Annotated in this window: 10 protein-coding genes; 9 read left to right on the top strand and 1 reads right to left on the bottom strand. The window is 64.1% G+C overall.

The features are described from left to right. Positions 1-2: 2 nt before the first annotated feature. Positions 3-2,480, top strand: coding sequence for an FAD-dependent oxidoreductase (locus tag FJ426_RS23995; RefSeq protein ID WP_140562343.1), 2,478 nt, complete (start codon positions 3-5; stop codon positions 2,478-2,480). Here FJ426_RS23995 and FJ426_RS23990 read toward each other — a convergent pair. Continuing rightward, positions 2,477-3,346: a LysR substrate-binding domain-containing protein gene (locus tag FJ426_RS23990; protein WP_140497582.1), complete on the bottom strand. Its 870-nt coding sequence runs from the start codon at positions 3,344-3,346 to the stop codon at positions 2,477-2,479. The two genes, FJ426_RS23995 and FJ426_RS23990, sit on opposite strands and share 4 nt — an antisense overlap. 293 nt (positions 3,347-3,639) lie before the next feature. Here FJ426_RS23990 and FJ426_RS23985 point away from each other — a divergent pair, with 293 nt between their 5' ends. From FJ426_RS23985 to FJ426_RS23950, 8 genes are all read left to right on the top strand, one after another. Continuing rightward, entirely contained in the window at positions 3,640-4,839 is a 1,200-nt protein-coding gene (locus FJ426_RS23985; protein WP_140497584.1) for a 2-aminoethylphosphonate--pyruvate transaminase, read from the top strand. 25 nt (positions 4,840-4,864) lie between these two features. After that, on the top strand, positions 4,865-6,121 hold the full coding sequence (phnA, locus tag FJ426_RS23980) for a phosphonoacetate hydrolase (RefSeq protein WP_140562341.1): 1,257 nt from the start codon (positions 4,865-4,867) through the stop codon (positions 6,119-6,121). Positions 6,122-6,355: 234 nt separating this feature from the next. Next, complete coding sequence (gene phnY, locus FJ426_RS23975; RefSeq protein ID WP_140825544.1) at positions 6,356-7,813, top strand: phosphonoacetaldehyde dehydrogenase; 1,458 nt, start codon at positions 6,356-6,358, stop codon at positions 7,811-7,813. Positions 7,814-7,884: 71 nt separating this feature from the next. Then, positions 7,885-9,243, top strand: a complete 1,359-nt coding sequence (locus tag FJ426_RS23970) for an aspartate aminotransferase family protein (protein WP_140497589.1) — start codon at positions 7,885-7,887, stop codon at positions 9,241-9,243. 2 nt (positions 9,244-9,245) lie between these two features. Then, positions 9,246-10,256: an NAD(P)-dependent oxidoreductase gene (locus FJ426_RS23965; RefSeq protein WP_140497591.1), complete on the top strand. Its 1,011-nt coding sequence runs from the start codon at positions 9,246-9,248 to the stop codon at positions 10,254-10,256. Between the two features lie 261 nt (positions 10,257-10,517). Then, entirely contained in the window at positions 10,518-11,546 is a 1,029-nt protein-coding gene (locus FJ426_RS23960) for a 2-aminoethylphosphonate ABC transporter substrate-binding protein (RefSeq protein ID WP_140497593.1), read from the top strand. 59 nt (positions 11,547-11,605) lie between these two features. After that, positions 11,606-12,718: an ATP-binding cassette domain-containing protein gene (locus FJ426_RS23955; RefSeq protein ID WP_246675588.1), complete on the top strand. Its 1,113-nt coding sequence runs from the start codon at positions 11,606-11,608 to the stop codon at positions 12,716-12,718. Then, complete coding sequence (locus FJ426_RS23950) at positions 12,711-13,568, top strand: 2-aminoethylphosphonate ABC transporter permease subunit (RefSeq protein WP_140497597.1); 858 nt, start codon at positions 12,711-12,713, stop codon at positions 13,566-13,568. The genes FJ426_RS23955 and FJ426_RS23950 overlap by 8 nt, the downstream gene beginning before the upstream one ends. The last annotated feature ends 1 nt before the right edge of the window (position 13,569 follow it).

Genomic DNA, 13,569 nt, shown 5'->3' with positions numbered 1-13,569 from the left:
TCATGGCACATGAATTTCCAACGCAGGCACGCGTCGTGATCGTCGGCGGCGGCATCATCGGCTGCTCCGTCGCTTATCACCTGACGAAGCTTGGCTGGGCCGACGTCGTCCTGCTCGAACAGGGGCAGCTCAGCGGCGGCACCACCTGGCATGCCGCGGGCCTGGTCGGGCAATTGCGCAGCCATTCCAACATGACCAGCCTGATCAGGTACTCCACTCAGCTCTATGGCGAACTGGAGGCCGAGACCGGTCTCGCGACCGGCTGGAAGAATTGCGGCTCGCTGTCGGTGGCGCGCACCGCCGACCGCATGACGGTGCTGAAGCGTACGGCTGCGTCGGCGCGCGCCCAAGGCGTTGAGATCGACGTCATCTCGCCGAGCGAAGCCGGCGATCTGTGGCCGGTCATGGCGACGGACGATCTGGTCGGCGCGGTCTGGCTGCCTGGCGACGGCAAGGCCAATCCGACCGATCTCACGCAATCGCTCGCCAAGGGCGCGCGCAATCGCGGCGCGAGGATATTCGAGCGCGTCAAGGTCACCGGCATCACGGTGAGAAACGGCGTCGCCTGCGGTGTCGAGACCGACCGTGGCGACATCGCCGCCGAGACCGTCGTCAACTGCGCCGGCCAGTGGGCGCGTAAGGTCGGGCTGATGTGCGGCGTCTCGGTGCCGCTGCATTCGGCCGAGCACATGTATATCGTCACGGGCCGGATCGAGGGTGTGCATCCGGACCTGCCCGTCATGCGCGATCCGGACGGCTTCGTCTATTTCAAGGAAGAGGTCGGCGGGCTGGTCATGGGCGGCTTCGAACCGCATGCCAAGCCGTGGGGCATGAACGGCATCCCCGAGAATTTCGAGTTCGCGCTGCTGCCGGACGATTGGGATCAGTTCGAGATTCTGATGGAAAACGCGCTGGTGCGCGTGCCGCAACTGGCGCAAGCCGAGGTCAAGAAGTTCTACAACGGTCCCGAAAGCTTTACGCCCGACAACAATTTTCTCCTCGGCGAGGCGCCGGAGCTGAAGAATTTCTATGTTGGCGCCGGCTTTAACTCGATGGGCATCGCCAGCGCCGGCGGTGCCGGCAAGGCGCTGGCCGAGTGGATCGTCAACGGCGCGCCGACCATGGATTTGTGGCCTGTCGATATCAGGCGCTTCGCCGCCTTCAACAACAATCCGCGCTGGCTGCATGATCGCGTCAAGGAGACGCTCGGTTTGCATTACGCCATGCCGTGGCCGAACCGCGAACTGGACACCGCCCGACCCTTCCGCCGCTCGCCGCTCTACGACCGGCTGGCCGCCAGGGGCGCCTGCTTCGGTTCCAAGATGGGCTGGGAGCGCGCCAACTGGTTCGCGGCCCCGGGAGAGAGGGCCGGGAACGATTATGCCTTCGGCCGCCAGAACTGGCATGAGGCAGTCAAGCGCGAAATGAAGGCGACGCGCGAGGCTGTTGCCGTATTCGACCAGACCTCTTTCGCCAAGCTTCTCGTGCAGGGCCGCGACGCCTGTGCCCTGCTCAACCGCATCTGCGCCGGCAATGTCGATGTACCGGTCGGTACATCCGTTTACACGGGCGTGCTCAACGCGCGCGGCGGGTACGAAAGCGATCTCACCGTAATGCGACTTGGTGCGCAAAAATTCCTCATCGTCACCGGTTCGGCGCAAGCGGTCCACGACGCCGACTGGATCGCCAGGAACATCCCACCGGACGCACATGCCATCGTGACCGACGTCACCTCGTCCTACGCGGTGCTGGCGCTGATGGGGCCGCGCTCGCGCGATCTCCTGGGCAAATTGTCGTCGGCCGATCTTTCCAACGCCGGCTTCCCCTTCGCCACCATCCGCGAGATCGATATCGGCTACGCTACCGCCTACGCCAACCGCATGACCTATGTCGGCGAGCTCGGCTGGGAGCTGATCGTGCCGACGGAATTCGCCGTCGGCGTCTACGAGGCGCTGCACGAGGCTGGCGGCGAATTCGGCCTCCTGGACGCCGGCTACTACGCGCTTGATGCCTTGCGCATCGAAAAGGGTTTTCGCGCCTGGGGCCGTGAGTTGACGCCTGACATTACCCCCTGGCAGGCGGGGCTTGGCTTCGCCGTCGCCATGGACAAACCGGGTGGCTTCATCGGCCGTGACGCGCTGGTCGAGGCCAAGCCGTCGACGGCGCCGGCAAAACGCATCGTACTGTTCACGCTCGACCATGCCGAGCCGATGCTGTGGGGCGGCGAGCTGATCCTGCGCGACGGCAAGCCCGTCGGCGAGGTCCGCTCGGCCGCCTACGGTCACACGCTTGGCCGCTCGGTGGCGCTCGGGCTGATCGAGAACGAGACGGGCGTCGACGCTGCGTTTCTGGCTAGCGGCCGTTTCGAGATCGATCTTGCCGGCGTTCGCCACGCGGCCAAGGCACATTTGCGCACCCCTTACGATCCGAAGTCGGAACGGGTGAAAGCGGATGTGGAGGAGATCAGGGCCGCCGCCTAATCCGCCGACATCGAACGCGCCATGTCGAGGAAGGCGCGCACCAGCTTGCCGCCGCTGCGTTCGCGCAGGCAGATCAGTGCTTCGTCCATCAACGTCTCAGGCGCGTCGAGCGCGATCGCTACCAGCCGCGAATCCTGGCCGAATTCGGCCGCCGAGACAAAGCCGATGCCGGCACCCGAGGCGACGATCTCGCGGACGGCTTCACGGCCTTCGGCCTCGATCACCGGCCTGAGTTCGACCTTCGATGCCGCGGCCAGATCCTCGAGCTTCTGGCGCGTCTTGGAGCCGCGCTCCCGCATGACCAGCGATTCCTGCGCGAGTTGCTTGAGGCTCAATGATTTCTTGCCCGACAGCGGATGATCGACGGACGCAAAAGCGATGATCGGCGTCGAATTGAGTTTCAGCACCTCGAAGTCGCGTCCGGTCGGCACCTCGCCCAGCACGCCGATGTCGGCATCATAGCTGTAGAGGCTGCTGATTACCGTCTCGGTGTTGCCGGCGCGCAGCGAAACCTGGACGCCGGGATAGCGCGCGCGAAAACTGCCGAGGATGTGAAGCAGATGATGCGCGGCGTCGGCGACGATGCGCAGCGTGCCGGAGCGCAGGGCGCGCGATTCCGTCAGAAGCTCGAGCGCCTGCTGCTCGGTATCGAACATGCGGTGGGTTATTTCGAGCAGCTTCTGGCCCGAATGGGTCAGCGTGACCTGCTTCTTGTTCCGGTTGAACAGCAGCACGTCATATTCTTCCTCGAGCTTGCGCACCTGGTCCGAAATTGCCGGCTGCGTCAGGAACAGCGCTTCCGCGGCACGTGAAAACCCGCCTGATATCGCCACCTGGTGAAAGGCTCGCAATTGAACGTAGCGCATGTTCTCACCTTTCTAGATCCGAGTTCCGGCTGCCAACCTATCATAAGCCTCGCAGGCAAAAAGGCATGAAGGAACGATTCTTCTTATATCTGGGGATGATCGCCCACGGTCACGCACGCGTCATGGATACCACGCAGGCTGCGCTCGGCTGGAGGCGCGATTATCCCGCCGGGCAATAATTCGACTGCAAGCCAGATCATCGGGTGAGCTTATACATCAATACAAAATAACGATTTTACAAATACGTCGTTCCAGCCAAGAATGGCCCCACGTAAAAAGCAGCGGAGGACACTATGCTCGCCGAGACGAAATTTGCCGCGGAGCCGTTGGCCGGTCCGGCGCTGGGCGAGCCATACCTGCTGACGCCCGGGCCGCTCACCACCTCCTATCCGGTCAAGCAGGCGATGCTGCGCGACTGGGGATCCTGGGACGGCGATTTCCGCGCCATGACGTCAGACATGCGCCGCCGCCTGCTGGCGCTGACCGGCGATGCAAAAGGCGAATTCGACTGTGTGCCGATGCAAGGCAGCGGCTCCTTCTGCGTCGAGGCGATGCTGGGTTCGTTCGTGCCGAAGGACGGCAAGGTTCTGGTCCTGGCCAATGGCGCCTACGGCCTGCGCGCGGCCCAGACCATGCAGTATCTCGGCCGCGCCTATACGCTGATCGACAAGGGCGACTACCTGCCGCCGCGCGGCGACGAGGTGGCCGCCGCCCTCGAGGCCGATCCTGCCATCACGCATGTGATCGCCATCCATTGCGAGACCAGTTCCGGCATCCTCAACCCCGTCGCCGAGATTGCCGAAGCCGTCCATGCCAAGGGCCGCAAGCTGCTGGTCGATTCCATGAGCGCCTTCGGCGCCATCGCGCTCGACGTGAACGAGATCCGCTACGAGGCGATGGTCTCGTCCGCCAACAAGTGCATCGAGGGCGTGCCGGGCTTCGGCTTCATCATCGCCCGCAAGAGCGAATTGGAAGCCGCCAAGGGCCGCAGCCATTCGCTGTCGCTCGACGTCCATGCGCAGTGGGCGCATATGAACAAGACCGGGCAGTGGCGCTACACTCCGCCGACCCATGTCGTCGCCGCCTTCCTTGAAGCGCTTCGCCAGCACGAGGCCGAGGGCGGCGTTGCCGGCCGCGGCGCCCGCTACACCAGGAACCGCGACGTGATGGTGGCCGGCATGCGCGAGCTCGGCTTCGAGACTTTGCTCAGGGATCGCTGGCTGTCGCCGATCATCGTCACCTTCTTCAACCCGGCCCACGCCAACTTCGCCTTCGACCGCTTCTACGAGCTGATGAAGGACAAGGGCTTCATCATCTATCCGGGCAAGCTGACCGTCGTCGATAGCTTCCGTATCGGCTGCATCGGCCAGATGGACGAACATGTCATGCGCCGCGTCGTAGAGGCGGCGGCGCAGTCGCTGAAGGAGATGGACGTCGACACCGCCGCTCCTCCCGCCGCGGCAATCGCCGAGCGCGCCAAACTCGCCGCCTGAAGCGGCAGAATTTTTGAGGATTTCGATGAACCAGATGTCTCCCATCAACGTCGCGGTCAACGGCCGCACCTACGCCTGGCCACGTGTGCCGGCCATCGCCATCTGCCTCGACGGCTGCGAGCCGGCCTATCTCGACGAAGCCATCAAGGCCGGGCTGATGCCGGCGCTGGTCAGGATCAAGCAGAAAGGCACGGTGCGTTTTGCGCATTCTGTCATTCCGAGCTTCACCAACCCCAACAATCTGTCGATAGCCACAGGCCGCCCGCCCTCGGTGCACGGCATTTGCGGCAACTACCTCTACGAGCGCGAAACCGGCAAGGAAGTGATGATGAACGACCCGCGCTTCCTGCGCGCGCCCACCATCTTCCAGGCCTTCTACGATGCCGGCGCCAAGGTCGCGGTGGTCACCGCCAAGGACAAATTGCGTGCGCTGCTCGGCAAGGGCCTCGCCTTCGACGACGGCCGCGCGCTGTGCTTCTCGGCCGAAAAATCCGACACCACCACCAAGGCCGAGCACGGCATCAACAATGCCTCGAAGCATTTTGGACTGCCGGTACCGGAAGTCTATTCGGCCGAACTGTCGGAATTCGTCTTCGCCGCCGGCGTCCAGCTGCTGAAGGAATTCCGCCCCGACATCATGTATCTGACCACCACCGACTATGTGCAGCACAAATACGCGCCCGGCGTGCCCCAGGCCAACGCCTTCTACGAGATGTTCGACAAGTACCTGGCCGAGCTTGATGCGCTGGGCGCGGCAATCGTGGTGACCGCCGACCATGGCATGAAGCCCAAGCACAAGCAGGATGGTTCGCCTGACGTCGTCTATGTCCAGGACCTGCTCGACGAATGGCTGGGCAAGGATGCCGCGCGCGTCATTCTGCCGATCACAGATCCCTATGTCGTGCATCACGGCGCGCTCGGCTCGTTCGCCACCGCCTACCTTCCTGACGGCGCCGATCAGGCCGACATCATGGCGCGGCTGGCGAAGATCGACGGCATCATGCTGGTTGTCGACAGCCCGACCGCCTGCGAGCGTTTCGAACTGCCGGCCGACCGCATCGGCGACATCGTGCTGATCTCGACGCAGAACAAGACGATCGGCACCTCGGAACACCGCCACGACCTGGCAGCCCTCAACGAGCCGCTGCGCTCGCATGGCGGGCTGACCGAGCAGGAGGTGCCGTTCATCGTCAACCGCGTGCTGGCCGATTTGCCTGATGAGCCCGTGCTGAGGAACTTCGACGCGTTCTACTACGCGACGATGGCGGCCGCGCTCGCGTGACGGATGGGTCGGGTGCCGGTGTCGCCTCCAAGATGGCGCTGGTCGACCCCACTCCGCCTCGCTCCGCTCGGCACCTCTCCCCGATCGACGGGGGAGAGGAAAGGCGCCAAGCCTGGGGCGCTGACCTCACCTGATTTCCTCTCCCCCGTCGATCGGGGGAGAGGTGGCCCGAAGGGCCGGAGTGGGGGTCGACCCTCGCCGCGACGTACCCAAGAATCTGCTGGAGCAGAGCACATGACCCAACTCTGCCCTGCCATCAAAGTTCGCCACGAGCCGATGCGCATCGCCGGCAAGAAGGTTGATGCCGACGACGTTGTCGAGGTGCGCTATCCCTGGAACGACACCGTTATCGGCACCGTGCCTGCCGGCCGCGCCGAGCATGCCCGCCAGGCCTTCGAGATCGCCGCCGGCTACAGGTCGAAGCTGACGCGCTACGAGCGCCAGCAGATCCTGTTCCGCACGGCGGAAAAACTCGCGTCGCGCCGGGAAGAAATCTCTGATCTCATCACGCTCGAGCTCGGCATCTCCAAGACGGATTCGCTCTATGAGGTCGGCCGCGCCTATGACGTGTTCACATTGTCGGCGCAGATGTGCATCCAGGATGACGGCCAGATCTTCTCCTGCGATCTCACCCCGCACGGCAAAGCGCGCAAGATCTTCACCACGCGCGAGCCGCTGAAGGCGATCTCGGCGATCACCCCGTTCAACCATCCGCTCAACATGGTCTCGCACAAGGTGGCGCCGGCGATCGCCACCAACAATTGCGTGGTGGTCAAACCGACCGAACTGACGCCGATGACGGCGCTGCTTTTGGCCGACATCCTCTACGAAGCCGGCCTGCCGCCGGAAATGCTGTCGGTGGTGACCGGCTGGCCGGCCGACATCGGCAACGAGATGATCACCAACGACAACATCGACCTGATCACCTTCACCGGCGGCGTGCCGGTCGGCAAGATGATCGCCCGCACAGCCGGCTACAAGCGCCAGGTGCTGGAGCTCGGCGGCAACGATCCGCTGATCGTCCTCAACGATCTCTCGGACGACGATCTGGCCAGGGCCGCGGATCTCGCCGTCGCCGGCGCCACGAAGAACTCCGGCCAGCGCTGCACGGCGGTCAAGCGCATCCTTGTCCAGGAAAGCGTCGCCGACCGCTTCGTGCCGCTGGTGCTGGAGCGGGCCAGGAAGATCCGCTTCGGCGACCCCATGGACCGCACGACAGATCTTGGCACCGTCGTGCACGAGAAGGCGGCGGCACTCTTCGAAGCCCGGGTCCACATGGCCGCCGGGCAGGGCGCCGAAATCCTCTACAATCCGGGCCGGCAAGGCGCGCTGCTGCCGCCGATCGTCGTCGATCGCGTGCCGCACACATCCGAACTGGTGATGGAAGAGACCTTCGGCCCGATCATCCCGATCGTGCGCGCACCGGACGATGACGAGGCGCTGATCAGGCTCTCCAACTCGACCGCCTTCGGCCTGTCGTCGGGCGTCTGCACCAACTCGTTTCCGCGCATGCAGAAATACATCACCGGCCTTGAGGTCGGCACCGTCAACATCTGGGAAGTGCCGGGCTACCGCATCGAGATGTCGCCGTTCGGCGGCATCAAGGACAGTGGCAATGGCTACAAGGAAGGCGTCATCGAGGCAATGAAGAGCTATACCAATGTGAAGACGTTTTCGCTGCCCTGGTCCTGACCGGACGGCTCGGCTGACAGAACAACCGAGGGAGCGTTCCACGCTCCCTCATTCGCGTTTCGGAGATGGTTATGGCCGCGATCAAAGAGCTTGTGCATACCGAGGGCGATTCCAACACCACGGCGGCCCGCAGCCGCTGGGATTCCGGCCAGGACGATCCACGCATCCGCGGGCTGCTTGACCGCGACGCTTCGGCCTTCATGCACCAGAGCCTGTCCAGCCCTTGTCTTTCGACGATCGCTAAGGCCGAAGGCATCTGGATCGAGGACACCGCCGGCCGCCGTTTCATGGATTTCCACGGCAACAGCGTGCACCATCTCGGCTATGGCCATCCGAAGCTGGTCGCCGCGATCAAGAAACAGCTCGACGATCTCTGTTTTGCGCCGCGCCGCTTCACCTGCGAACCCGCTGTCGAACTGGCCGAGAAATTGGCCGAGTTGGCGCCCGGCGATCTCGGCAAGGTGCTGTTCACGACAGGCGGTTCCGACGCCATCGAGGTGGCGCTGAAGATCGCGCGCGCCGCGACCGGCCGCTTCAAGACGGTTTCGTTCTGGGATGCCTTTCATGGCGCTGGCTTCGGTGCCGCAAGCGTCGGCGGCGAAGCGACCTTCCGTTCCCATATCGCCGGGCCGATGATGACCGGCACCGAACATGTCGCGCCCTGGGACGGCTACCGCTGTCCTTACGGCCACGGCACCCTGGAAGCCTCCGGGCTCGCCTGCGCCAACATGATCGCCTATGTGCTCGGTCGCGAACAGGATGTGGCCGCGGTCGTCGCCGAGCCGATGCGGGCAACGCCCAACCCGCCGCCGCCCGGTTTCTGGAATCGGGTGCGCGAGGCCTGCGACCGGCACGGCACGCTGCTGATCTTCGACGAGATCCCGACCGGCCTTGGCAAGACCGGAAAATTCTTCGCCCATGAGCATGACGGCGTGACGCCGGACATCGTCGTTCTCGGCAAGTCGCTCGGCGGCGGCATCCTGCCGATCGCCGCTGTCATCGCCCGCCGCGATCTCGACGTCACCGGCGGTTTTGCCATCGGTCACTACACCCACGAGAAGAACCCGGTGACGACGCGCGCGGCGCTGACGACGATCGATATCATCCTGGAAGAAGGACTGGTCGAGCGTGCGGCCGAGCTTGGCCGGCATATGCTGGGACGCATGCAGGATCTGATGGGGCGTTCGCCCCATGTCGGCGATGTCAGGGGCAGGGGACTGATGGTCGGCGTCGAACTTGTCGAGGACCGTACCTCGCGCCAGCCCGCGCGCGATCTTGCCGAACGCGTCTTCTATGCCTGCCTCGAACGGGGGCTGAGCTTCAAGGTCAGCCACGGCAACGTGCTGACGCTGTCACCGCCGCTGGTGATTTCGAAAGCCGATCTCGACCGTGCGCTCGACATCGTCGAACGCGCCGTGCTGACGGCCTGACCGTGAAGGCCGTCCGCACCGACCGCGAGCTCGAATGTCCAGGCATCGATGCCGGCTTGCGGGCAAGGGGTGTCGAGCTGGTGACGCTGCCGGACGGCATTTCCGAGGCGGAGCTCAAAGCCGCGGTCGCCGACGCCGATCTGCTCTTGATGTGCTACACGCCAGTCACTGCGGAGGTGATCGACGCGGCGCCCAGGTTGAAGGGCATCGTCAAATATGGCGTCGGTATCGACGCCATCGATATCCCCGCTGCCATGCGGCGCGGTATCCCCGTTGTCAACGTGCCCGAATATGCCGAGGAAACCGTCGCCGAAGGTGCTTTCGCCATGATGGTCGCGCTGGCCAAGCGGCTGCCCGCCATCACCGCGGCGGTATCGCGCGATGGCTGGATCTGGCCCGAGCCGCGCTGGCTGGGACGCGACATTTCAGGCGCCACGCTTGGGATCGTCGGTTGTGGCAAAATTGGCCGCAGCATGGCGCGCATGGCCGGCCAGGGATTTCGTGCGCGGCTTCTTGGCTTCGATCCCGGTGTCGACGCCGAAACGATGCGCGCCGCCGGCATCGAAAAAGCCGACGACCTCCAGGCAATGCTTCGCGCCTGCGACTTCGTCTCAATCCATTGCGTGCTGAACGACAGCACGCGCGGCCTGATCGGCAAGGCTGAACTCGCCTGCCTCAAGCCTTCCGCCATCATCGTCAACGTCTCGCGCGGCGCGCTCATCGACGAGGCGGCCCTTGTCGAGGCGATCGTTTCCGAGCGCATCGGCGGCGCCGGGCTCGACGTCTATTCGGTCGAGCCGCTGGCCAAGTCGGGCCATCCGATGGGCGCGCTTTTCGGCCGCGACGACGTCATCCTGTTCCCGCACCTCACCTTCTTTACGCATCAGGCGATGCGCCGGCTCGAGGACGACACGCTCGCGCGCTGCTTTGAGATTCTCGACGGCCGGCCGGTGATCGTGCGCTCGTCCGACCCGCGGTTGCGGGCGCAGACTTCTGGCGTTTCATTCGTCTGATCATCACCTGCTCAAACGCTTCGACGGCCTGCCCTGAGCAGGCCGAAATATGTTCGCGACATGACTGCGACGGTTCCATGACAACTATCAGATGAAGTTTGCCTGTCATAAAATAAATAGATTTTACTTATCGATTCCCAATCCCCAGAGTTGTCCTAACGACGACGCTGCCGGTACTAATCGAAGCAGAAGCAGAAGCAGCCGGCGCCGTCGCCACAGTGCATCGCAGAATGTGCCATCAATCAAAAAGGGGAACTGGACATGAAATCACGCAACGCAACCACGGTCGCGGCTTTCGCCGCGTTGCTGGCGTCGGCTGCCCTCATCGGACCGGCGATGGCAGATGGCGTCGTCACCATCTACTCCGCCGATGGCCTGCATGACGGCAACGGCAGCTGGTTCGAAACCGAGTTCGCCGCCTTCACCAAGGCCACCGGCATAAAAGTGCAGTATATCGAGGCTGGTTCGGGCGGTGTCGTTGAGCGTGTCGCCAAGGAGAAGTCGAACCCGCAAGCGGACGTGCTGGTGACATTGCCGCCCTTCGTGCAGCGCGCCGCCGCCGGCGGCCTGCTGCAGGATTACAAGCCCGAAGGGGCGGACCAGATCGACGGCGGCACCGACAAATACCGGCCGCTGGTCAACAACTACATGAACTTCATCTACAACAGCGCCGTGCTTTCGGAAGCGCCGAAGAGCTACGACGATCTGCTGGACCCGAAATTCAAGGGCAAGATCCAATACTCGACGCCCGGCCAGGCCGGCGACGGCACCGCTGTCATGCTGCAGATCATCCATGCCTTCGGCGGCGAGGATGCAGGTTTCGAGTTCATGAGGAAATTGCAGGACAACAATGTCGGCCCCTCCGCTTCGACCGGCAAGCTGACGGCGCTGGTCAACAAGGGCGAGCTGCATGTCGCCAACGGCGATTTGCAGATGAACATGTCGCAAATGGCCGACAATCCCAACATCAAGGTGTTCTGGCCGGCGGGGCCTGACGGCGTGCGCTCCACCTTTGCGCTGCCCTATGAGATCGGCCTGGTAACCGGCGCGCCCAATGCCGACAACGGCAAGAAGCTGATCGACTTCCTGCTCTCAAAGGAAGCTCAGTCGAAGGTCAGTTCCGTGGCTCTTGGTCTGCCGGCCCGCAAGGATGTGACGCCGAACGACGCCAATTTCGCGAAGGCGCAAGAGGCGATGAAGGGCCTGACCATCTGGTCGCCGAACTGGGATGACGCTCTGGCCAAGCTGCCTGACTACGTCAAGCGGTGGAACGAAGCGACCGGAAGTTGATCCCTGCCAATCCGGAGGACCATGCCATGTCGGCCGCCGCTTTTACTGGGACCAGTGTCATGGACATCGACGCCGCGAAGGTTCGCGGCGCCGGCTCCAACGTCCATTTCGACAAGGTTGTTGTCGCCTATGGCGCTCACGTCGTCTTGCATCCGCTGACCCTGGATATTGCTCCCGGCGAGATCCTGGCGATGATCGGCCCATCCGGCTCCGGCAAGACCACCGCCTTGCGGGCGGTGGCCGGCTTCGTGCGGCCGAGAAGCGGACGAATCCGCATTGGCGCGACGGATGTGACCGATCTGCCGCCCTATGAGCGCGGGCTCGGCATGGTGGTTCAAAACTACGCGCTGTTTCCGCATATGCGGGTCGAGGACAACGTCGCCTTCGGCCTCAGGGCTCAGGGAGCCGACAAGGCGCTGATCGCCGAGCGGGTCAAGGATGCACTCGGTACCGTCGGCATGGCTGCCTATGCAGGACGCTATCCGCGCGAGCTTTCCGGCGGCCAGCAGCAGCGTGTCGCGATTGCGCGCGCTCTTGCCGTGCGGCCCCGCGTGCTGCTGCTTGACGAGCCGCTTTCGGCGCTGGACGCACAGATCCGCCGCAATATGGTCGAGGAGATCGCCAGGCTGCACCGCAGCCTGCCGGGCCTGACGATCCTCTATGTCACTCACGACCAGATAGAGGCGCTCACCCTCGCCGACAAGATCGCCATCATGCGCGACGGCTCGGTCTGTTCGCATGGACCGACGACCGAGCTCTACCGCCGCCCGCCCAACCGCTTCACCGCCGAGTTCCTCGGCCGCGCCAATCTACTGCCGGTCACCATTGCCGAGGCTGCCGGCTCCAAGGGTTTTGCCGCGGCAAGGCATGGCGACGCGGTGCTGATGGGCACCGGCCGTGACGAGAAGGCCGGCGACAAGAGCCTGCTTTGTATCAGGCCCCAGCACCTCAGCCTGACGGCCGATGGCGACCATACCAATCGCATTGTCGGCACGCTCCTGGAGGTGCACTGGCAAGGCGAACTCACCCATCTCGTGCTCGATGTCGACGGCACGACGGTGCGCGTCTCGGCGACGAGACTGCCGATGGCCCTGCCGGAACCCGGCGCCAAGGTGCCGCTGTTCTTCGCGCCCACCGACACCTCGCTCGTTCCGGAAGACGCCGGTGTCTGAGGCTGTCGCTATCGCCTCGCCAGCGGTCAGGAGAGAGCCTGGCAGATTCTGGATCGTGCCGCCGGCCGCACTCCTGGCCCTGCTGTTCTTCTATCCGCTGGCGCTCATCGCCCGGCAGGCCTTCCTGGACGACAGCGGCGTTGCCAATGTCGCCGAAGTGATCCGCGTCCTGCATTCGCGCTTCTTCCTCAACGCGCTGATCAACACGGTGACGATTTCGGTTACCGCGACTGCCGGGTGCCTGATCGTCGGTCTCGTGCTGGCACTGATCCTGGCCTTCGTTCCGTTCCCCGGCAGCGGCTTCATTGCCAGGCTGATCGACACCTTCATCGCATTGCCGACCTTCCTGGTGACGCTCGCCTTCACCTTTCTCTACGGCTCCGCAGGCATGCTCAACGCAGGGCTGATGGAGACCTTTTCACTGCCGTCGCCGCCCGTCGATTTCCTCTATTCGAGCTGGGGCGTGGTGCTGGCCGAGGTCACTGTCTACACGCCGTTCATCCTACGGCCGCTGCTTGCCGCCTTCTCGCTGGTGGACCGCGGCCAGATCGAAGCGGCAAGCGTGCTCGGCGCGCGGTCGTTCCGCATCGTGCGCCAAATCATCCTGCCGGCCGCCATTCCGGCACTCATTGCCGGCGGGAGCCTCTGCCTGCTGCTCACCGTCAACGAGTTCGGCATCGTGCTGTTCATCGGCGCCAAGGGGGTCATCACGCTGCCGCTGCTGATCTATGGCAAGGCGATCCAGGAATCGGCCTATCAGGTCGCCTGCATCATCGCCCTGATCAACATCGCGCTGTCGCTCGGCCTGTTCGGGCTCTATCGTTTCGCAGCCGGCCGGCTGGGGGTCTAGC

The organism is Mesorhizobium sp. B2-6-4 (assembly GCF_006441495.1).
Taxonomy (GTDB): domain Bacteria; phylum Pseudomonadota; class Alphaproteobacteria; order Rhizobiales; family Rhizobiaceae; genus Mesorhizobium.
This window is presented reverse-complemented; position numbering and strand designations above follow the sequence as displayed.